General features: G+C 57.7%; 18 protein-coding genes and 3 pseudogenes. 10 read left to right on the top strand and 11 right to left on the bottom strand.

Annotated features, from left to right (window positions below; translation table 11 throughout):
• Positions 1 to 173: 173 nt before the first annotated feature.
• Positions 174 to 464, bottom strand: a complete 291-nt coding sequence (locus ASQ50_RS10765; protein ID WP_058090937.1) for a DUF6482 family protein — start codon at positions 462 to 464, stop codon at positions 174 to 176.
• 149 nt (positions 465 to 613) lie between these two features.
• On the opposite strand from ASQ50_RS10765, the gene ASQ50_RS10760 reads away from it, so the two are divergent.
• On the top strand, positions 614 to 1,054 hold the full coding sequence (locus ASQ50_RS10760; protein WP_082888474.1) for a DUF4864 domain-containing protein: 441 nt from the start codon (positions 614 to 616) through the stop codon (positions 1,052 to 1,054).
• Positions 1,055 to 1,059: 5 nt separating this feature from the next.
• On the opposite strand, the gene ASQ50_RS10755 is transcribed toward ASQ50_RS10760, so the two are convergent.
• Together ASQ50_RS10755 and ASQ50_RS10750 are read right to left on the bottom strand one after the other, a co-directional pair.
• A complete protein-coding gene (locus ASQ50_RS10755) occupies positions 1,060 to 1,287 on the bottom strand; it encodes a hypothetical protein (RefSeq protein WP_058090938.1) in 228 nt (75 codons plus the stop codon).
• Between the two features lie 16 nt (positions 1,288 to 1,303).
• Positions 1,304 to 1,774: a hypothetical protein gene (locus tag ASQ50_RS10750; RefSeq protein ID WP_058090939.1), complete on the bottom strand. Its 471-nt coding sequence runs from the start codon at positions 1,772 to 1,774 to the stop codon at positions 1,304 to 1,306.
• A 102-nt stretch (positions 1,775 to 1,876) separates the two neighbouring features.
• Here ASQ50_RS10750 and ASQ50_RS10745 point away from each other — a divergent pair, with 102 nt between their 5' ends.
• From ASQ50_RS10745 to ltrA, 4 genes are all read left to right on the top strand, one after another.
• Positions 1,877 to 3,589 (top strand): VRR-NUC domain-containing protein, encoded by a 1,713-nt coding sequence (locus tag ASQ50_RS10745; RefSeq protein WP_058090940.1) that lies wholly within the window; start codon positions 1,877 to 1,879, stop codon positions 3,587 to 3,589.
• Entirely contained in the window at positions 3,586 to 5,844 is a 2,259-nt protein-coding gene (locus ASQ50_RS10740) for an ATP-dependent DNA helicase (RefSeq protein ID WP_058090941.1), read from the top strand. The genes ASQ50_RS10745 and ASQ50_RS10740 overlap by 4 nt, the downstream gene beginning before the upstream one ends.
• 122 nt (positions 5,845 to 5,966) lie before the next feature.
• Positions 5,967 to 6,359 carry a globin domain-containing protein gene (locus ASQ50_RS10735; RefSeq protein WP_058090942.1) on the top strand — a complete coding sequence of 131 codons (393 nt, stop codon included), beginning with the start codon at positions 5,967 to 5,969 and terminating at the stop codon, positions 6,357 to 6,359.
• A gap of 773 nt (positions 6,360 to 7,132) precedes the next feature.
• Positions 7,133 to 8,410 (top strand): group II intron reverse transcriptase/maturase, encoded by a 1,278-nt coding sequence (gene ltrA, locus ASQ50_RS10730; protein ID WP_068351385.1) that lies wholly within the window; start codon positions 7,133 to 7,135, stop codon positions 8,408 to 8,410.
• 81 nt (positions 8,411 to 8,491) lie between these two features.
• Here the strand turns inward: ltrA and ASQ50_RS10725 are convergent, their stop codons facing one another.
• On the bottom strand, positions 8,492 to 8,863 hold the full coding sequence (locus tag ASQ50_RS10725; protein WP_058093060.1) for a VOC family protein: 372 nt from the start codon (positions 8,861 to 8,863) through the stop codon (positions 8,492 to 8,494).
• 136 nt (positions 8,864 to 8,999) lie between these two features.
• Here ASQ50_RS10725 and ASQ50_RS10720 point away from each other — a divergent pair, with 136 nt between their 5' ends.
• Positions 9,000 to 9,374, top strand: coding sequence for a lipocalin family protein (locus tag ASQ50_RS10720; protein ID WP_082888473.1), 375 nt, complete (start codon positions 9,000 to 9,002; stop codon positions 9,372 to 9,374).
• 97 nt (positions 9,375 to 9,471) lie between these two features.
• Here the strand turns inward: ASQ50_RS10720 and istB are convergent, their stop codons facing one another.
• Together istB and ASQ50_RS10710 are read right to left on the bottom strand one after the other, a co-directional pair.
• Positions 9,472 to 10,227 carry an IS21-like element ISSpu5 family helper ATPase IstB gene (gene istB / locus ASQ50_RS10715; RefSeq protein ID WP_058092926.1) on the bottom strand — a complete coding sequence of 252 codons (756 nt, stop codon included), beginning with the start codon at positions 10,225 to 10,227 and terminating at the stop codon, positions 9,472 to 9,474.
• An 11-nt stretch (positions 10,228 to 10,238) separates the two neighbouring features.
• Positions 10,239 to 11,147, bottom strand: a pseudogene (locus ASQ50_RS10710) (Mu transposase domain-containing protein); the annotation flags it as partial.
• A 141-nt stretch (positions 11,148 to 11,288) separates the two neighbouring features.
• Between ASQ50_RS10710 and ASQ50_RS10705 the strand changes: the two are divergent.
• Genes ASQ50_RS10705 through ASQ50_RS10695 form a run of 3 tightly spaced genes read left to right on the top strand, consistent with a single transcriptional unit; the run spans position 11,289 to position 14,550 of the window.
• Positions 11,289 to 12,551 carry a site-specific integrase gene (locus tag ASQ50_RS10705; protein WP_068351350.1) on the top strand — a complete coding sequence of 421 codons (1,263 nt, stop codon included), beginning with the start codon at positions 11,289 to 11,291 and terminating at the stop codon, positions 12,549 to 12,551.
• Positions 12,548 to 13,537, top strand: a complete 990-nt coding sequence (locus ASQ50_RS10700) for a tyrosine-type recombinase/integrase (RefSeq protein ID WP_058092802.1) — start codon at positions 12,548 to 12,550, stop codon at positions 13,535 to 13,537. Before ASQ50_RS10705 ends, ASQ50_RS10700 begins: the two co-directional genes overlap by 4 nt.
• The gene (locus tag ASQ50_RS10695; protein ID WP_058092803.1) at positions 13,534 to 14,550 is read left to right on the top strand and encodes a tyrosine-type recombinase/integrase; all 1,017 of its coding nucleotides are present in this window, start codon (positions 13,534 to 13,536) and stop codon (positions 14,548 to 14,550) included. Before ASQ50_RS10700 ends, ASQ50_RS10695 begins: the two co-directional genes overlap by 4 nt.
• 111 nt (positions 14,551 to 14,661) lie before the next feature.
• On the opposite strand, the pseudogene istA reads toward ASQ50_RS10695, so the two are convergent.
• Positions 14,662 to 15,300, bottom strand: a pseudogene (gene istA / locus ASQ50_RS10690) (IS21 family transposase); the annotation flags it as partial.
• A gap of 156 nt (positions 15,301 to 15,456) precedes the next feature.
• On the opposite strand from istA, the gene ASQ50_RS20805 reads away from it, so the two are divergent.
• Positions 15,457 to 15,639: a lipocalin family protein gene (locus ASQ50_RS20805; RefSeq protein ID WP_227513141.1), complete on the top strand. Its 183-nt coding sequence runs from the start codon at positions 15,457 to 15,459 to the stop codon at positions 15,637 to 15,639.
• 46 nt (positions 15,640 to 15,685) lie between these two features.
• On the opposite strand, the gene ASQ50_RS10680 is transcribed toward ASQ50_RS20805, so the two are convergent.
• The 4 genes and pseudogenes from ASQ50_RS10680 to ASQ50_RS10665 form a co-directional block, all read right to left on the bottom strand.
• Complete coding sequence (locus ASQ50_RS10680; protein WP_068351479.1) at positions 15,686 to 16,540, bottom strand: DUF3037 domain-containing protein; 855 nt, start codon at positions 16,538 to 16,540, stop codon at positions 15,686 to 15,688.
• On the bottom strand, positions 16,537 to 17,316 hold the full coding sequence (locus ASQ50_RS10675; protein WP_058092631.1) for a HipA family kinase: 780 nt from the start codon (positions 17,314 to 17,316) through the stop codon (positions 16,537 to 16,539). Before ASQ50_RS10675 ends, ASQ50_RS10680 begins: the two co-directional genes overlap by 4 nt.
• 265 nt (positions 17,317 to 17,581) lie before the next feature.
• Positions 17,582 to 19,000: a restriction endonuclease subunit S gene (locus ASQ50_RS10670; protein WP_058092632.1), complete on the bottom strand. Its 1,419-nt coding sequence runs from the start codon at positions 18,998 to 19,000 to the stop codon at positions 17,582 to 17,584.
• Positions 18,997 to 20,619 (bottom strand): annotated as a pseudogene (locus ASQ50_RS10665) (N-6 DNA methylase). The gene ASQ50_RS10670 and the pseudogene ASQ50_RS10665 overlap by 4 nt, the downstream one beginning before the upstream one ends.
• Between the last annotated feature and the right edge of the window lie 98 nt (positions 20,620 to 20,717).

The following is a 20,717-nucleotide window of genomic DNA, read 5'->3' as shown; positions in this document are numbered from 1 at the left end:
TTCCTTGTCTGGTGTTCGAGTCAATCCTGAGGGTACAGGTTACCGTATGTGACCACAGATGCGGACAGTCTGTAACGGCAGAACGCAGGGAATTATAGATGGCGGGGACGACAACCTGCGTCGCAGGTTGTCGGGAGGTCAGTGAGGGAGCTCAGTTGGCCGAAGTTGCTCGCTTATAACGGCACCCTCATGGTTTCGCCATGGCAGTCCGGCATGCCGATCATCTCGTCGGTGCCGGTTGGTGGGATGATTTCCACATGCTCCACATGGAAATCCCGGAAAAAGTCCCTTGCCGCGGCGGCACCGGTAAACAGAACCGCTTTTTCGTATGGATCGCTCAAAACATAGCCCTGGCCGTCCAGATAGAACCTGGCCATGTAATATCGCCCCTCCATCGATACAAGCTCCAGCGAAGCGATCGTGTCGTGCTTGTGGGATCTGAGTTCAAGCTCGGTCATCTGCATGGCAGTCTCCATTGTCTTTGTTGTCGTAGTAAGGAATACGACGCCGGGCGTCTGGCAGGTCAATTAGTGAGCAGCAACAGTGATGGATCAATCCGCAGCCGCAGTGGTAGCGTATTGATTAAAAGTTGAACAGAGTATGGGTGGTCGTCATGGGGCTTAACATCATTAACATCAAAACCGGCGTTATCCTGACCCTTACGATGGCGTTGGTGCTTGCCTTGGCCTGGTCCTCGAGACCGCTGGCGGATGATGCGGATGCCGATATCCAGAATGCCATCCTCAGCCAGATTGAAGCGTTCGCTAACGACGATGAGGTACAGGCCTGGGAGTATGCCTCTGAAGGGATCAAACGGCGATTCGGCACCTCTGAAGGTTTTCTTGCGATGGTGCGCGAAGCCTACCCCGCCGTTCACAGCGCCACCGCCATCGAGTTTGCCCAGCGGGTTCCCCATGATGGCTTTGATATCCAGGTGGTTCGATTGCAAGGCCCTGAGGGCAAACGCTGGGACGCCTATTACCGCATGGAGATGACGGACGGAGACTGGAAGATTGCCGGAGTTCGCTTGCAGCCTGCGGACCTGGGTATCTGACGATCTTAGCGTACCCGGAGACAATCCAGCAGCAGGCCCCTGACAATCTGTTTTGAGGCCTCGTCGGTGCAGGAAAAGTCCTGAATGTGCAGCTGTTTTTTTGCCATCAGTCTGGCCAGGCAGTCGGCATCGATACTGATACAAACCTGACTACCGGGTTTCCAATCCAGCCACGATACTTGTTCTGCCCGATTCGTCCGGGACGTTTGCGGGATATTGAATACCATTCCCATAACCCCCTCCTTAGCGTTAGTGAGCGACCATTGCCGAACGTTGTGCCCGAGGTGCCAGTGGCGTGGCGGGCCAGTTCAGGTATTCTGCAAAAAAGCTGGCTTGCCGGGAGGTATCCAGCAGCACTTCAATACACTGATCGGTGCTGCAGCCACCGCTGGGGCTGCCATAGCACGGCTCGGCAGATTGCAGGCTTTCCAGGGCACTGAACAGCACGTAATCTGCAGCGTGGTGATCGCCACGGTCTCGCAGGGCACGGCACACCAGTATGGCGGAAAGCGTGAGTTCCACGTGCATGCATTCCGGGTGGTCCGCCCTGGCCAGGCAGGCAAGGTCAAAGGCACTGCCGGTGGCGGCGATCATCTTCTCGGTCTGCTCGGTTTCGCAGAACGTGAAGGCGTATTCCATCCAGAACAGCCATAGATCGTTCTGTTCGTTGATGGAGAGTCGGGCAAACATTTGGCGATGGCGCGGGCAGAGAAATTTCATGGCGTCCTCCTTGTCTTGATGCAAATGATAATAGTTATCATTAGAGGGGTTGGCAAGGCGTGTGATGATTAATTTTTGTGCATGGATTAAAGTTCCAGCCCTATGACGACAGAATTCACGGGCCAGCGCCCGCAAACAGCAAACCTTGAAGACCCCCTGTATTACCTCAGCAATATGGACACCATCGTGTCCTGGGTGGCCGACCATCACGCAGATCTGTTGACCGAACGGGAGCGAAACCGGCTGGCGGCGTTTGCCAACCTGGCGACCGGCGCGAGGGCGTTACTGACGCGCATGGTGATGCGCACCGGCGAGCTGTTTCGGGCCGACAAGCTGCGCTACCCGGAACTCCAGGTGCCGGAGGCCGAGGCACTCGCGTTATTGATACAGGAGGGCTGGCTGGATAACAGTCCGGATCTGAGCCTGGAGGAGTTGTTCCGGCTGTTTACCCTGGCGGAACTAAGGCCGGTATTCGCCGATTGGCTGCAACAACAGGGCCATCCGAAAACCCTGGGAAAGGCTCAAATGCTCGAGCTGGTGGCGGAACCATTCAGTGCGCCAAGGCCCTTGCAGGAATGGCTGCGCGATGCCGGTGACGCTTCGGGCGTCGTACAGCTCCAGGACATGGCCCTGTTCGACCGTATCCGCCTCATGTTCTTCGGCAACCTGCGCCAGAGCTGGACCGACTTTGTGCTGGTGGAACTGGGCGTCCAGCAATTTGAGCCGGTGCCCTTCACCCCGGAATCCCGGGCCTTCCAGCAGCGGGCAGAGGTGGATTGTTACCTGCGGATGCATGAATGCCGGGAACGGCTCGACAACGGCGAACCGGCGGCGGACGTCTGGCCCGATGTCCCCGGCCCTGTGGATAACCCCTGGCTTACCAGCCGCCGGGACCGGTTGTTGCTGGAGCTGGGCCGGCAGGCGGAGCGCCAGGGTGAACGGGAACTGGCACTGACGGCCTGGGAAAACAGCGGCCATCGGGAAGCGCGGCTGAAACAGCTACGACTGCTGGAGCGGATGAAGCGTTTTGAGCAAGCCTGGGCCATTGCCAGCCAATGGCAGACGGCCGAGCTGAGCGATGCCGAAGCCCAGGGCCTGGCCCGCCTGCTGAAACGGCTGGCGCCCAAGGTGGGGGCGGACAAACCCGAGCCTGTGAATAACCCCCCACTGCAGGAATTCACCCTCACATTGCCGAAGCCTGACACGGGTACGGTAGAGCTGGCAGCGCTGCAACATTTGGGCACCGATGAGGCCCCGGTGTTCTATGTGGAAAACACATTGATCAACGCCCTGTTCGGGCTTCTGTGCTGGCCGGTGATCTTCAAGCCCCTGCCCGGCGCTTTCTTCCACCCTTTCCACATTGGCCCGGCAGACCTGACCCGGGAAGATTTTGTGGCCCGGCGCCAGCAGGCGTTCGAGCAACGTTTCCGTTTGCTGGAAACCGGCGCCTATCGCCGGGACATTCTCGACGCCTTTCAGACCAAGCAAGGCATCGCCAATCCCTTCGTGTTCTGGCCGGTACTCGATGAAGAGCTGTTGGAGCTGGCCCTGCACTGCATTCCCCCGGGCCACCTGGAGGTCCTGTTCCGCCGCCTGCTCAACAACATCAAGGAACACCGCAGCGGCTTCCCCGACCTGATCCGGCTGGTACCGGACGCCGGGCAACCCGAACAACGCTATGAAATGATCGAGGTAAAAGGCCCCGGCGACCGCCTGCAGGACCACCAGGTGCGCTGGCTTCAGTTCTTCGCCCAACAGGGCATTCCGGCCAGCGTCTGTTATGTGCGTTGGCAGGACGATGAGGCAAGCTCGTGAAAGTCGCCGTCCGAACCCTGTGTGAGTTCGCTGCCCGCCACGGTGATTTGGACTTCCGCTACACCCCGGCCCCAAGTGCCGAGGAGGGCATTGCTGGCCATCAGGCTATCCAGGCAAAACGCGGTTATGGCTATAAAAGCGAGTATTCACTTACCGGTAACTGCATGGAGCTAGAGCTTTCCGGCCGGGCCGATGGCTACCATCCGCACAAGAACCGGCTGGAAGAAATCAAAACCCACCGGGGCGATGTGTCCCGAATTCGCCCCCACCAGCGCGCCCTGCACAGGGCCCAGTTGCGGGCCTACGGTGCCCTGCTGTGCCGGCAGGAAAACCGTAAAAGCGTGGAACTGGCGCTGGTGTATTACGACACCGGCCGGGACAAGGAAACCGTGCTCACCGAAACCGCCAAGGCGGATGAGCTCTGGCAGGAACTGGAAACCCTGTGTGGCCTTTACAAGGCCTGGGCCGAGCAGGAAGAACACCACCGGGAGCAGCGCGACGCCCTGCTGGCCAATCTCACTTTCCCTTTCCCGGATTTTCGCCCCCGGCAACGGCAACTGGCGGAGACGGTGTACAAGAATTCAGTGAAAGCCGGCACCTTGCTGCTGGAAGCGCCCACCGGCCTGGGCAAAACCCTGGGCACCCTGTTCCCCGCCCTGATGGCGATGCCCGCGGCGCGGCAGGACCGGCTGTTCTACCTCACCTGTCGCAACACCGCCCGGCAACTGGTGCTGGATGCTGTGGATAAGTTGCGACACGCCCAGAATGAGCTGCAGCCCTGGCCGTTGCGAACCCTGGAACTGGTCTCAAAAGACGACGCCTGCGAACACCCGGACAAAGCCTGCCACGGCGAGTCCTGCCCCCTGGCAAAGGGCTTTTTCGACCGCCTGCCGGATGCCCGGGCCGAGGCGGTGCAAAGCAAAGAGCCATTAAAACAGGATAATTTGGCGGAAATCGCCGCAGGTCACGACATTTGCCCGTATTTTCTGGCCCAGGAAATGGCCCGATGGAGTGACCTGGTAATTGGCGATGTGAACCGGCTGTTCGACCAGTCTGCCCTGTTGCACGGCCTTACTCGCCAGAACAACTGGCGGGCCAGCGTTTTGGTGGACGAAGCCCACAACCTGGTGGATCGTGCCCGGGGCATGTATTCGGTGCAGTTGGAGCAACAGCGCTTACTGAAACTGAAGAAGACCGCGCCGAAACTGGTGAAATCGGCCCTGGACCGCACCGCCCGAGCTTGGCAGGCTCTAATCCGGGACCATGGCGAACAGGCGCAACCGGTGTTCCTGGCCACACTGCCGCCGCAACTGCTGGGCGCATTGCAGGCCTTGGTCTCGGTGATCACTGACTACCTGGCTGACAACCCGCCGGACCTGGCCCTGCAGGAAGTAATGTTCGAAAGCGTGGCCTTTATGAAACTGGCAGACAGCTTCGGTGACCATTCCCTGTGTGAATTTCAGCGCAGCGGCCGAGGCCGGGCCAGCCTGACCATCCAGAACCTGATCCCGGCGGATTTCCTCACTGAGCGCTTCAAATCGGCCCACTCGGTACTGCTGTTCTCCGCTACCCTCAGCCCGGGCGTCTATTACCGGGATTTACTCGGCCTGCCGGAAGACGCCCGCTTCACCACCCTGCCCAGCCCGTTCAGCGCCGAGCAATTGCAGGTGCAGTTTACCCCCGGCATCAGCACCCGACAGGTGCATCGGCAGGCCAGCCTGCAACCCATCGCCGAACTGATCGCCAAACAGTACCGGGGGCGGCCAGGCCATTACCTGGCGTTCTTCAGCAGCTTCAAATACGCCAAAGAAGTGAGCGATACGCTGGCGAACCAAGCCCCGGACATCCCCCAGCGCTCCCAACAGCCGGGCATGAGCCCGGACCAACGCAGGCAGTTTCTGGCAGAGTTCCAGAAGCCCGAAGGCAGTGTCGCCTTTGCAGTACTCGGCGGCGTGTTCAGCGAAGGCATCGACCTGCCTGGCGACCAGCTGATCGGTGCCTTCGTGGCCACCCTCGGCCTGCCGCCCTTCGACCCCTGGCACGAAATCCTAAAAGACCGCCTGCAGCAACGCTTTGGTGAAGGCTACAACTACACCTACCTGATCCCCGGCCTGCAGAAAGTGGCCCAGGCCGCCGGCCGGGTGATTCGCACGCCGGACGACCGGGGCGTGATCTGGCTGATTGATGACCGGTTCCTGCAGGGGCAGGTGCGCAACCTGTTACCGAAGTGGTGGTTCAGCAACTCGGAGCCTTGAAGCGTCAAATTGTCGCGGTCGGCGTCAGTTGTTACATATCGCTATAGAAAAACCTGTTCGCTTGCTTAGAATCCGTGGCCTTTAATGACAATCCCACCGTTGATCAAGGACACAGATTGCAAATGACTCCCACGGATCTCGTATTTCAGAGCTATGGCCGCTGCTGCCGGAAAGATGAATTCTTCGTCGATTTCTACGACTTCTTCATGTCCAGTTCCGACGCCATCCGCAACCGGTTTGTTGATACCGATATGTCTGCCCAGCGCCACCTGCTGCGCAACGGAGTGATGCAGATCATCCTGGTGGCCCGGGGCATGTCAGACCGCAAATTGAAGGACCTTGGCCAGAGCCATAACCGCCACAACTACAACATTCAGCCCGAGTGGTACGGTTTGTGGGAAGAAGCCCTGCTGAAAACGGTTCGGGTACACGACCCGGAATACACACCGGAGCTGAGGGAAGCCTGGCGGGACGTGCTGAAGCCGGGGATTGATCTGATTCGCGGCGCTTACTGAGCCCCGTAACCAACAAAAAAGGCCCCGATGTGGGGCCTTTTTCGTTTGCCCGGCGAAGCCGGCAAACCCGGCCATCTGAAAGAAGATGGCGTCACCCCGACTGAGGGGAAGACAATCCGACTGGCAAGGGCGTCACTGGCCAACGGTGGGGTCTGAAGGAAGCCATAGGAAGTTAACGGTACACAACGCAAGTGAACCTGCTTCGGCAGGTCAGGTGGGCCAGCGTGCGAAATAACGCGACGCCCGATACTCAGTCAGACCTGGGCTGTGTTTGAGGGTGGCATCGTTAACAGGGAGCCGGTGCAGTAACCGGGGAAGCCTGACACCGAATCCGGCGTTGTCGGAGGCTGTGGCGCAAGGTGAAAGCCGAGGCCGCAGTTGGTGCGAGGTGGCAGATGAAGCCGTAGTAGTGAGGAAGTTCCGGCCTGAGAAGCCTGGTAACAGCGTGGAGGATAAAACCGGAATGACCGCTGACGGAGGTTCAGCGGACCGGTCAGGGTCAAAAGCTCTGATCGGATGCGAAGGGCGGAAGTCATTAACGAGAATGACGGACGACGAGTGAGAGGTGGACGCTGTGTTCACAAGCTGCCCGACGGGGCAGGGACGTGCACTGGGGTACTGCGGGAACGCAGTGGCTCTGGTGTTCTCCGAACAAGGGAGTAGAGCGATACCGTGGCGGCAGATTGCCTGAGCGCTAGCACCCGGGCGGATCGCTTGAAACACACCGGCAGCCAAGCCAACCCTCGAAGCCGTCATCGCGGAGATGAGCAGGCATGAGGAAATACTACAGTCTGTACGGGCAATTGCTGTCAAAACAGCGCCTGTATGAAGCCTTCAGACACATCAAACGCAACAAGGGCGCGGCCGGAATCGATGGGCAGAGCCTGAGTGGGTTTGAGGCGAATCTGGAGGTGGAGCTGTCGTGCCTGTTGCTCGAGCTGAAGGAAAAGCGCTATCGGGCGCAGCCAGTCAGACGCGTAGCCATCGCCAAGGATGACGGCGGTGAGCGTCTGCTGGGCATTCCGACGGTTCGGGACCGGGTTGTGCAACAGGCGCTGCGCCGTATTATCGAACCGATCTTCGAGCCGGATTTCCACCCGTCGAGTTACGGGTATCGTCCGGGACGCAGTGGTCACCACGCCATCGGCAAGGCGGAGTTGTTTATCCGCCGATACCGGCGTGACTGGGTTGTGGACATGGACCTGTCGAAATGCTTCGACACGCTCAACCATGACCTGATCATCCGCCAGTTCCGCCAACGGATCACGGACGGCAGTGTCCTGTCACTGCTGCGCCAGTTCCTGGAAAGTGGCGTGATGGTGGGATACCACCTCGAAGAGACGGAACTGGGAAGCCCTCAGGGTGGCGTGATCAGTCCGCTGATCGCAAACGCCTACCTGGACGCCTTCGACCAGTTCATGAAAGCGCGGGGGCACCGGATCGTCCGCTACGCGGACGACATCCTGATCCTGTGCGGCTCACGAGCGGGCGCGGAGAATGCGTTACGGGTGGCCCAACGCTATCTGGAAGAAGAGCTGAAGCTGACGGTGAACGTCACCAAGACCCACATCGCCCACAGCGATGAGGGGGTAAAGTTCCTGGGCGTGGTGATCTACACGAACTACACCCGCATCCAGGACAAGAAGGTGGTGAAACTCAAGCAGAAGCTGAAAGCGCTGACAAAGCGTAACCGGGGCATCGGGCTTGCGGCGATTATCCGCGAGCTGAATCCGGTGCTACGGGGCTTTGCCAACTACTTCCGGGTGGCGAACTGCGCGAGGGTGCTGAAGCAGGTGATGAGTTGGTTAAGGCGGCGCCTGCGCTGCATCCAGCTCAAGCAGTGGAAGAAGCCGGGCCGGTTGCATCGGAGGCTGAAACAGCTGGGCTATCGCCCGCCGTTTAAGTTCATCAAGATGCAAAGCTGGCGTAATGCGGCTTCACCGCTGGCAAGCCTGGCCTTACCCAACGCCTATCTGCACAATGAGCTGAGGTTGATGGATCTGACCAAAGTACGAACCGGCATCCCTGTCCCCGAGTTCAGGGCAAGTTAATGGCATGAGCCGTATACGTGGTCCGTATGTACGGTTCTGTGAGAGGGATGAGGCGGTGACGCCTCACCCTACTCGTTACGCTTAGCCGAACTCGAAGAACGCCAGCTTGTTACCGTCCGGGTCCCGCACATAGGCGCCGTAGAACATATCCGGAATACGTTGTCCTGGCTCTCCATCGCAGGTTGCGCCCAGTTCAATGGCTTTGTGATAAAACTTATCCACAGCTTCTTTGGATCCCGCCGGGATGGCCACCATGTTGCCATTGCCCGGATGATTGGGCTCACCGTTGAACGGTACGCACACCGCCAACATGGGCTTGGCCATGCTCTCGCCAATGAACGCAATGCGCTCCATATCCAGCAACACCTTGCCGCCCAGATCCCCCAGCAGATCGCTGTAAAACTGCTTGGCCTTGCCCATATCGCTGACACCGATGGTTACGTATCCGATCATGCCTGTTCTCCTTGATTGGTTGAGGTTCAGTATACGTCGCTTTTCGCATTCCAGAGCTCAGGCAATCACAGCAGTGTTTTCGCCGGCGCTTTGTTATGGTTGTTTGTGCAACTTCCTGAACTAAGGACAGCGCCTGATGAAACCCTTTGCTCTGCTAACCACCCTACTCCTGTTACTGACCGGTTGCACCGGATTGCCAAAAGGCATCGAACCGGTCACCGGCTTCGACCAGGACCGCTACCTGGGCACCTGGTACGAAATCGCCCGGCTGGACCACTCCTTCGAGCGGAGCCTGAGCCAGGTAACCGCCGACTACACCCTGAACGATGACGGCAGCATTAAGGTCATCAACCGCGGTTACAACGCAGAAAAGGGCGAGTGGAAAGAAGCCCAGGGCCGGGCAAAGTTTGTGGGTGACAGCGAAGTTGGCCATCTGAAAGTGTCGTTCTTTGGGCCTTTTTATGCTTCTTATGTGGTGTTCGAGTTGGATGACGACTACTCCACTGCGTAAACCGCTGAAGGTTGCCACCCATTCCACGTGAAGCCTGCCACCCGGACCGGAGCAAGGCTGCCACCCATCGGAGCGTAGCGACGCGGGGTTTCTCTTCTTACTCCGAAATCTCAGTGTCCGTCAACTTTGCTTGCCGTTTTCGCATGGATTCGCCTCGGAGATTGATCTTGTAGGCGTTATGAACGAGCCGGTCCAGGATGGCGTCGGCCAGAGTGGCGTCACCGATTACACCATGCCATTCCTCGATGGGTAATTGGCTCGTGGCGATGGTGGAGCGCCTGCCATGCCGGTCTTCCAGTACCTCCAGCAAGTCTCGCCGATTTTCGGCGCTCAGCTTCATCAGTCCCCAGTCATCCAGGATCAGGACGTCGACTTTGGCCAGGTTGGTCAGGAGTTTGGCGTACTGGCCATCGCCCTTGGCAATGGTCAGCTCCCGTAGCAGCCGGGTCAGGCGCACATACTGTGCGGTGTAGCCTTCCCGGCAGGCCCTGTGTGCCAAGGCACAGGCCAACCAGGTTTTGCCAACCCCGGTGGGACCGGTGATGAGCACGTTCAGGTGCTCTTTTACCCATTGGCAGCCGGCCAGTGACTGCACCAGCCCTTTATCCAGGCCCCGTGAGTTCCGGTAATCGATGTCTTCGAGGATGGCATTGTGCCGCAGCCTGGCACGGCGCAACCGGCTGGTCATGCGCCGGTTATCTCGCTCGGTCATTTCCCGGTCCACGAGTAGCCCGAGGCGCTCCTCGAAGCTCAGATCGGTGATGTCGGGGGTGGCTGACTGATCCGCCAGGGCGGCGGCCATGCCGGTCAGCTTGAGGGCGTGGAGCTTATCCAGTGTGGGATGTTTTAGCATGTCAGATTCCTTCAGTGGTAGTAGGCAGGGCCGCGGATGTTGTCGTGTGTGTCGGGCAAGGCCAGTTCCTGTTGTTCTTCCAGAGGCTGCTGATCCAGACGGTGTTTGAGGATGGATTCGATGCTCTTGTAACGGCAACTGCCCAGCATCAGGGCACGCTGGCAGGCGGCTTCCAGCCGCGACTCACCGTAGCTCTGCCCCAGCCGTAGTATGCCCAGACAGGAGCGATAGGCCTGTTGCGGGTGCTTGCGGGCTCCGAGGGCCGTGCGGATGAGCTTCTCGGTAGCCGGGCCGGTCTTGGCCGCCCAGGCGATCAGACGTTCTGGTGACCAGTCACCAGCGTGGCGATGAGACTCAGGCATGTGAGCGGCGATGGTGGTGTGTCGTCCCTTCTGGTCGGAGCGCCGGTGACTGGCGATCCGGTTGCCCCGGTAAAAGCATTCGATGGTGTTGTGGGTAATCCGGACTTCTACCTCTTTCTTGATCAGGGTGTAGGGCACCGAGTAGTAATGTCCGTCGATGGCCACATGGTAGTCGATGTGCACCCGGGCCTTCTTCCACTCCGCGTAAACATACGGCTCTGCGGGCAATGGCTGTAGAACGGGTTTATCCAACTGCTCGAAGTGGTCGCGCCGACAGCCGGGCAACTTGCGGAAGGGCCGGCTGTTGAGTCGCTCCAGCAGCTCGCGGATGGTGGCGTTGAGTTGCCCCAGTGAGAAGTGCTGACGATGGCGCAACGCCGCCAGGATCCAGCGTTCGACGATCAGTACTCCACCTTCCACCTTGGCCTTGTCGCGGGGCTTACGGGCCCGTGTGGGGACAACGGCCACGCCATAATGGGCGGCCATGTCCTGATAGGTTGGATTTAGATCCGGCTCGTAGCGGTGAGCCTTGGTAACGCCGGAGCGGAGGTTGTCCGGATTATGTTCCCTATCCCATTATGTTCCGTTCACTTTGGAAGACCTTGAATCCATAGGGAGGATCCCGTGTAAAAGGACACATAACGACAGATGCCGTTTGGGCGCATGATTTCCTTTCCTACATCCAGAAAGGAGATTGTCATGTTAGAACATTACTTCGTTAAGCCCGATACCATCGATGCGATCCGCGCTTCCTGGATCGCGGAACCGATTGAGCAGTACGTTGCGTGGTTAGCCGGGCACGGATACAGGCCCAGGGTAATCTTGCGGCGAGTCCCACTCCTGAGGCAGTTTGGCGAGTTTGCTCGCGATCATGGTGCCACGCAGTGGAGCGAGCTTCCGACTCATGTCGAGCCTTATGTAAAGCACTGGGTAAAGGTTCACGCCAAGAACGCATACCAGGCAAAGCGATGGGTGGCTAATGATGCTCGTACACCGATCGAGCAATTGCTGTCCCTGATGTTGCCCGATTTCCGCGGAACAGGTCGGAGACGGACCAGTCAAGATCCCTTCCTGGTTCAGGCACCGGGGTTCTTTGTTTATCTGCGTGAAGAACGGGGCCTGCGCGAGCTGTCTCTCCGGCACTATGGCCATTATCTGCATAACCTGGAAGCCTACCTGGCGCGAATCAACCTGCTGCATTTGTCCGAGCTCACTCCAGCCATACTCAGTGCATTTGTGGTGGAGAGCGGTCGCCGATTGAGCCCGCATTCTATGACGGGGCTGTGCAGCTCCTTGCGAGTCTTCCTGCGCTACCTGTACCGCGAGCAGCTGATCAATCGCGATCTCGGCGCTACCGTAGAGTCCCCGCGTCGGTATCAGCTGGCCGATCTCCCGCGTTCGATCTCCTGGGACGACGTCCGGCGCATGCTAGATGTTGTTGATCGGCGCAGTGCTCTGGGCAAGCGCGACTATGCCATTCTACTTTTGCTCGTCACGTATGGACTGCGCGGCCATGAGGTGGCCGGATTGACACTGGAGAATATTGACTGGAAGAGAGAACGCCTGTTGGTGCCGCAGCGCAAGGCGGGACACACCACTGCGTACCCTCTCTCTTCAGTGGTAGGCGAAGCTATTCTCGACTACTTAAAAAATGCACGCCCACACGTCGAGGAGCGAAGGCTGTTTTTCCGGGTTCTGGCGCCCGTCCGACCTGTGACGGCGGTTACTGTGTCCAGCCGCGCGACGCACTACCTGCGCAAAGCGGGTATTAATGTCCGTCGCCCAGGTTCGCACACCTTGCGCCACACTTGCGTACAGCGATTGGTCGATGCCGAGTTCAACTTCAAGGTCATCGGCGATTACGTTGGTCATGCATCGCCAAGTTCCACCCGCATCTATACCAAGGTGGACGTGGAAACCCTGCGCATGGTGGCGCTGGGCCACGAGGAGGTGCTGCCATGACCGCCTCCTTCCACAGCGTACTGGGCAAGGATTTTTCGGCTTACTTGAGTTACAAGCGCGCGCTGGGCCGAAAATTTGATACTGAAGAGCTCGCCTTGCAATTATTCGATCGCTTTTTGGTCGAGGAACGGGTGAGTGATGCGGCGTTAGTGCAACCGGCGTTGATTGAGGCCTTTCTCGCTTCGCGGCCACGCACTCGCCCACGCAGCTATAACCACCTCTTGGGGGTGCTCCGCTGCTTTTTTGCCTGGCAGGTGGCCCAGGAGCGGCTAGCGCATTCTCCGGTTCGTGCTCACCCTCAGCCGGTGACTTCCCAGCTTAAACCCTTCCTGTTCGAACCGGCTCAGGTGGAAGACATCCTGACGTTGGCGTCACAGCTTCCGGACAATTCCCGGGCACCCTGTCGTGGCATGGTCTACCGAACAATCTTCTCGCTGATGTACGGTTTGGGCCTGCGTGTCGGCGAGATTGTGCATCTTCGGTATCGCGACGTCGATTGCCAGCGCAGCCTTCTGGTGATCGACAAGAGCAAGTTTGGCAAGACGCGTTTGGTCCCCTTTGGCCCGCGCATGGCGCAACAGATCGCTGTCTATCTACAGTTTGGCGTTGATCGGTATGGGCCATGGCAGCCGGATGATCCGGTATTTTCTTTCAGCTTTTTCCCAGAGCGCAAGCCAATGCGTATTGAGACGGTCAGTCAGACATTTCACCACTTGATACTGAAGATGGATCCGTACGTGCCACCTGGCGTACGCCAACCTCATCTGCACTGCCTGCGCCATTCCTTCGCGGTCGCAACTCTGCTCCGCTGGTATCGCACCGGCGTGGATCCCAATCAACGGCTCTTTCATCTATCAACCTTCATGGGCCATGCCGACCCGGCATCGACTGCCTGGTATCTGACCATCACCGAAGCACTGCTCCGGGAGGCGAGCCAACGGTTCGAGCGATTCGCCGATCCCCGCAGAGAGGAGGAGCTATCATGACGGATCAATTGGGGCGTCTCGTCTTTGCCTTCGTAGAGGATCACCTTAAATGCCAACGGGGGCTGCGCCCGGCCAGTATCCGAAGTTATAAGGAGAGCCTGCGCCTGTTCTTGCAATTCGCTGCAAAGGATAAGCATTGCCGGATCACCCGCTTGGAACTGGCTGATCTCACTGGCGAGCGAGTGCGCCATTTTTTGCAACACCTTGAACAGGAACGTGGTAATGGGGTTAGAACCCGAAACCAGCGCCTGGCGGCGCTGCATACCTTCTTCGAGTATCTTGCCGGCCGTGAGCCCTGCGTGCTCGGGGAAGCACAGCAAATTGCTTCCATTCCCGTCAAACGCTGGCAACCGGGCGAGACTCTGTATCTCGAACGCGACGAGATTAATGCTCTGTTCGCTGCCTTGCCCACCGACCACCCTCAGGCTCTGCGCGACCAAGCCTTGCTTCGCTTCCTTTATAACACCGGAGCACGCGTACAGGAGGTAGCGGATCTGCGCGCAACGCACCTGGAACTCGGTTCTGAGCCCCGAGTACGGCTGCATGGTAAAGGTGACAAATGGCGTACCTGTCCTTTGTGGACGCGAACGGCGGGTCTGATGCAGGACTTACTGGAGCAAAATCGGCAACGACGCCACTCCAATGACGCTGTCTTCCTAGCCCGCAACAGTGCGCCGCTGACCAGATTTGGTATCTACAAGATCGTGCGGCGTCATACCGTCAAGGTGGTGAAGAAAAGCGCAGATGGCACAGTGCGGCACATCTCACCCCATGTCTTACGCCACACGACGGCCGTGCATTTGCTTGAAGCAGGTGTCGAGGTCAACGTCATCCGCGCCTGGCTTGGACACGTCAGTTTGGAGACCACCAACCGATACGCCGAGATCACCCTCCGAATGAAAGTGGACGCGCTCCGCACCTGTGAGCCTATTTGGGATTCTCCGGCGGAGTCCCACCGAAAGCCAGTATGGCGATCCAATTCCGAGCTGCTGCAATGGCTGGAATCCCTGTGATCGTTATGTGCCCCAGTGCAAGGGGGCCTCCCTATGGTTTCAAGGTCTTCCAAAGTGAACGAAACATAATGGGATAGGGAACATAATCCGGATTATGTGCCGGGACACATAATCCGGAACCACCAGTTCCGGCACGCCGCCCAGGAACTCGAAGGCCCGGATATGGGAGCCAATCCAGTCTGGCAGCGACTGGCTCCAGGTGGCTTCGGCATAGGTGTAGTTGGACGCGCCCATAACGGCCACAAAGACTTGCGCCTCGTGGATTTCTCCAGTGGTGCGATCAATAATGGGCACGGTCTGGCCCGCATAGTCCACGAACAGCTTCTCACCGGCCCGATGGTCCTGGCGCATCACCAGATCCAGCTTGCCCCGCCAGGCCCGGTAGTGCTCGCAGAACCAGCTGTACTGATAGCCATCGGGGTTGGCTTGCCGATATTCCTGCCAGAGCAGGAACAGTGTGACGTTCTTGCCCCGGAGCTCATCGTGGATCCGCTGCCAGTCCGGAATGCCTCGGGCCTGTGCCGGCAGATCCGGTGGTGGCGGGAACAGCCGTTGCTCCAGTTGGGCCTCGTCCAAGTCCGCTGGCAACGGCCAGCTCAAACCGGCCTCAGCTGTGCGGCGCAGGTATTCGCTCACGGTCGGGCGGCTGACGCCGCAGGCCGCCGCAACCTGACGATTGCTCAGCCCTCGCTCCCACTTGAGGCGAAGGACTTCTTTGATTTTACGCATGGATAACCTCTTCGCTGGCATCTGGCCCTCTCCGGATGAAAAGGAGCAGAGTACCGTTAGTTATCCCGCGCCGGACGTTTTGATGGGGAAATCAGGCAGCCTGCCGGGGTGGCAGCTTTGCCGTGGAATCAGTGGCAGCTTTCGCGTGGAATGGGTGGCAGGCTTCGTCTGGAATCAGTGGCAACCTTGGTCTGGAATACGCACTCCACGGCCTATATCACCGGCTACAACCGAAACTACCTGTGGCTGATGTCGCGCACGTCGGAGGTGAGTGAGGAGGTGTTGGAGACGTTCATGGAAAGGGCAGAGGCGGAGGGGTTTGAGCTTGGGGAGTTGATTGTGGTGGAGCAATTGCGTTGACGGGAATAAAAGATGACCATTTTCGTGATATCACGAAAATGGTCGTTCAATGCACAAGTTGAGAAGCGAAGTCCAAAATCTTCTTGTGCTCTTCAAAGGCAACCAGTTCTATGCCTTCACCTGAGAGGCTCTGCTTGGTTTCTTCGAAAGCCTCTTGGCGGTGGTCGCCGGCTTTAGCATCCTCGGGGCCTTTTACGGGAAATAAAACTGGGCCATGAAGTAGTTGCCGTTTTCTGAGTTGTTCGACCTTAAGTTGCCACTGACCACCATGCTCGATAATCGCGGTTGAATCGGCCTGGCCCAGAAATAATGGTTTGATCACCCTCACTGCCTTTTGATTCTGCTCTTCGACAAAGGGGAAGGAAACACCGTAAACCTTGTCCTGAACTTTTCGCTTTTGATAGCGCTTGCCAAGATTTTCCTGATCTAGCAGGCGCTTGATACCCTTCTCCATCAGCCCTTCCTGATACTCCTTGGTCACGAAGTTGCGGCCAACGTAGTAGTCGTAGAGTGCAGCGAGTGTTTCTGTCGGATTCTCTGTCAGAATGGCCCTTTGCTCGCTAAAGCGGACAATGGTCTCACGGGGTCGGATGATCTCTTCGAAAACGCCCTTATGGAAGCCGTATTCAAGATTTGGATTGGCGGTTACCGCAGCACCTTCCTTCAGCAGCCCCTCGATTCGGTGAAGCTCGGTATCCAGATCAGCCATGGCCTTCAGGTAGACCTGTTTATCCAGCTCTTCGAAGAATTGAGTAATTCGGCCGTACTTACGTCGTAGAAGTTTGAACAACAGGGTTTTCTGCTTGGGTATCCACAGCAAAACGCCAACGTTGGCAAACTCGCCGGTTTCGACGTATGGCATGAATCGCACAATGGCGTAGTTACAAGCAAACCTAGTCATTTCCAGTTCCAGAAGTCATCTCTTAGACAACGTAACAAATGGGTTTTAAGCTCATCGGTGCTCAGACCCAGCTCAATCGTCATTTCAGGATCAATATAAAACCACTCTTCTGGCAACCCGGCAACGATCGAATCCCAATGGAAGAGTGCTTCATTCATTTTGTCAGTGTAGATCTGCCGCTCAACCAAGTCATCCGCAATGTCCGCAGCCGCCTCGTGGAAGATGTGGTCACGGAAAAAGGTTTCTGCAGTAACCTCTGGATCGAAGGCCTGATTGTGATCGATAACGACCAGTTCTCGTTTGCCTGGCTCCCAGAACAGATTCGGATTACCACCGTTCTCGGAAAAGCACCGGTCGCCGTTTGCAATCCACCAGTCAAAACACAGAAGGGCTTTTCTGGTCTCTAGCGGAACCTCTCGAATCTGGGGAATGGTTATTTCCGTGAGGCGTTTCTCTAAAGAGCCAAATGCGGGCCCAGCACCAAGATCTCTTGCATGGCCAGGAGGCAATACCTCCAGAATTTCTTCCGGCACGTTTACAATTTTGAATGGCGCAACAGGTATACCGAAGCTCAGTGCCAGGTTACCCGAAACCCATTCTTTGATCTGACTGTCCCGGCCTGCGCCAATACCTTTTACAAAGTAGAAGTTGTCGTCGTTGCCCCGGCAGATGAAGGGTTTGGTCATCCCGTGTTCCGACCGACGGATGACCTCTACGATTTCAACAGTGGATAAGGCCTTGGTCACTGAGGGTATTGTCCTTTCCCCATATTCCATGGCGCTGTATGCGCCTTGGTGCTCCAGAAACAGAAAAGCCCCAGGGGCTCGGCACACCCTCGGGATAGTTGAGGGAGGCTTACTGCAAAGGGACGGATGTGATTCGAAGTCTGATATGGCCGAGTTGGGTTGTCAAACGGGCTTCTGAGAAACTGCTTCAGAACTTGCTATCCAGCGTGATCATTTTCGTGACGCCACGGAAATGATCAGCCCCGGCTATTCCGGAGCTTTCAAGGCAAATACGGCTCTATGGATGATCGGGCCGTTACGCTTTGGCTTTGCGGCGCCTGGACTTTGACGCGACGGTCGCCCGCTCCGCCTTGATCCGCTCCAGCAACGCCTCCGCACTGTTCTCCCCACTGATCAGCTCCGGATTATCCTTGCGCCATTGCTCGGTGAGCTCGCCCCGGAAGGCCTTGGCGAGGATGGACTGGGTGAGGTTGTTGACGCGGGCCAGGGCGTTGTTGACCTGTTGCTCGATGCGGTCGGCGTGGGCGAAGAGTTGGTCTACTCGGCGGACGATTTCGGTTTGTTCCTCTTTATCAGGTACTGAAATGCTAATGGCACGAACCTTGTTGAGATTAAGGTTTGGCTGAGCCCCACCGGCCGCTGCTTTTCGGGTTTCCTCGTAATTCTCAAGAAGCCTTAGCTTCAGATAGCTGCGCAGGATCTTTTGTTCATCGGCTGTGACGGCAGCGCAGGCTTGGTTACATGTGGCGGACAGTCTCAATTCTGTTACCTGTCCACGAGTTTTACCTTCACCGTACATTGCCAACAGCAGTGTGCCTGGTGGAAAGACCTTAAGAGAGCACTCATCAACGGCCCTTTTAGTTACAAATTGTTCCGCTGAATCTGTATAAATTGCTCCTGTACTGGCGCTGGTCAGCCATGGCACATCACCATCTTCCCAGTATTTAGGCTCTTTTCGGCTTGGGGTTTTTCCTGTTGCAACGGTTGCAACATCACCAACAGTGAGAGCGACCCAATCAGTAATGCTTACACTATTCAGGTCTCGCCACTCCTCCGTCAACCGCCCACTCACCGCCGCAGCCAGCACGGACTGGCGGAAGCGTTTGAGGATTTGCGGGACGCGTTCGAGGCGGGCTTTGGTGGTTTCCACCTGGGCCAGCAGGGTGTCGAGTTTGTCGGCGATGACTTTTTGTTCGGCGAGAGGTGGTACCGGCACGGAAATCTGCGAGTACTCTTTGAACTTTAGATTTCTGAGATTATTGCTCCCTCCTTGGTACTTAACGACTTCTCCTGAGCTATAGAACAATTCCAGATATTTATTCAGGAATCGTTGATCTAGAGCCGCTGATGGACGCAGAAGCCTAAGAAAGTTAGTTCCAATGACTGGAGTATGGAATTGATCTAGGACAGCTTGGTCAATGAGTACAGTTCGTCCCACCGGTTGATCTGGGCCGCCTCCGGAGATTTCGAGAAGAATATCCCCTGGAAGCAATGATCGTTTATCTAGGCTGCTTGCTTTCACTTTGCGGAGGACCGCAGTGCGACCACTTTCGTTGGACCAGTTTCTGAATTCAGAGCCTCGAATACACGCAACGGCTTGATAGTCCTTTTCTTGGTGATCGGGAGCCTTTCCCCAGTCTCCACCAATGATGTGAACAAGAAGGTTTTCGAGTAGTTCAGAATTCCAGTTGTCCGGAGTTTGGAGCAGGCTCATTTTCCAGCCTCACCCATCACTTCCCCCAAAAGCACTCTCGCCCCATCAGCCTCCTCCTCAGCCCCCAACTCCCGCATCAACGCATCCAGCTCCCCCAATGCCTGCACCAATTCCCCCATCGCCTCACCCGCCAACACACTCGGCTCCGGCAGATTGGCGGCATCCACACTGTCGCTGTCTTTCAGCCAGGAAATATCCAGCGAGTCGCCCTTGTGCTCGGCAATCCACTGGCGGCTGAAGCAGCGCCAGCGGCTGTGGGCCAGGCGCGGATCAACGCCTTCGTTCTCGTCGTTGTGGTCGGGCAGTTCGATGTCTTCGGAATGGAAGCTGTATTCGCCCTCTTTGCGCTCGCTGTCGCCGTTGGGGCTGTCACCATACACGTCTTCAAACGGCTTCAGGTGCTGGTCACCAAAGGGTGTGCGTTTTCCGAAGCTGGGCATGTTGGTGCGCAGGTCGTAGACCCAGACGTTTTCGGTGCAGTTCTCTTCCTGGAACTTGTCCGTGGCGCTGCCTTTGGTGAAGAACAGCACGTTGGTTTTCACGCCCTGGGCGTAGAAAATGCCGGTGGGCAGGCGCAGGATGGTGTGCAGGTTGCACTTGTTCATCAGGTCCCGGCGCACGTCGGTGCCCACGCCGGCTTCGAACAGCACGTTATCCGGCAGTACCACGGCGGCGCGGCCACCGGGTTTGAGGTTGCGGTAGATGTGCTGCAGGAAGGCCAGCTGTTTGTTGCTGGTTTTGTAGGTCAGGTCGTCCCGGGTGATGCTGGCATCGCCGCCTTTGCTGGTGCCAAACGGCGGGTTGGCCAGGATCACGTCGGCCTTCTCCAGCCCGGCGCCAGTCTGGCCCAGGGCGTTGCCCAGGTGCACCACGCCCTCTGCATCTCCTTCCATGCCGTGCAGCAGGCAGTTCATCAGCGCCAGGCGGCGGGTGCCGGGCACCAGTTCGATACCCACGTAGGCCTTGGTAGTCTGGAAGGCTTTCTGTTCGGTGGTCAGGTCGTACAGGTCGTCGGTCTGGCCTTTGATGTATTCGTGAGCCGCAATCAGAAAGCCTGCGGTACCCGCGGCCGGGTCCTGGATGCGTTCGCCGGGTTTCGGCTTCAGGCAGTTCACCATGGTGTTGATCAGGGCGCGGGGGGTGAAGTACTGGCCGGCGCCGGATTTGGTTTCGTTGGCGTTCTTCTCCAGTAGGCCTTCGTACAGGTCACCCAGGCCGTCTTTCTGGGCGCTGAACCAGTCGATCTGGTCCAGGGTTTTGATCATCTGTTACAGGTGGCGTGGTTCGCGCAGGCGGGTCTGGGCATCGGCGTAGATGGCGCTGATCAGCGGGTCGTCGTGTACCAGCGTGCCGTCGCCATCCTTGCCGGTGGACAGGCTGAGCAGGATGCGTTTGTAATCGTTCAGCAGGTTGATGCCGGATTTACCGTTCAGGTCGCTCCAGCGGCAGCCTTCCGGCAGCGGGTGCTTTTTCAGGGTGCCGGCTTCGGTGTTCTCGTGGACCATTTTGATGAACAGCAGCAGCACCAGTTCGGTGACGTAGTCCGAGTAGTTGATGCCGTCGTCCCGCAGAACGTCGCAGAGGTTCCAGAGTTTCTGGACGATGTCGTTGTTGGTCATGGTGCTCACTATTTTAGGTTGGGCCGGAAGATGAACTAAGGCTTCCGATTATTTTAGGCTGAGGCCAAGAGTCAGGCGGATTCCTTCACAAGTGCCTT

Source organism: Marinobacter sp. LQ44, from assembly GCF_001447155.2.
GTDB lineage: Bacteria > Pseudomonadota > Gammaproteobacteria > Pseudomonadales > Oleiphilaceae > Marinobacter.
This window is presented reverse-complemented; position numbering and strand designations above follow the sequence as displayed.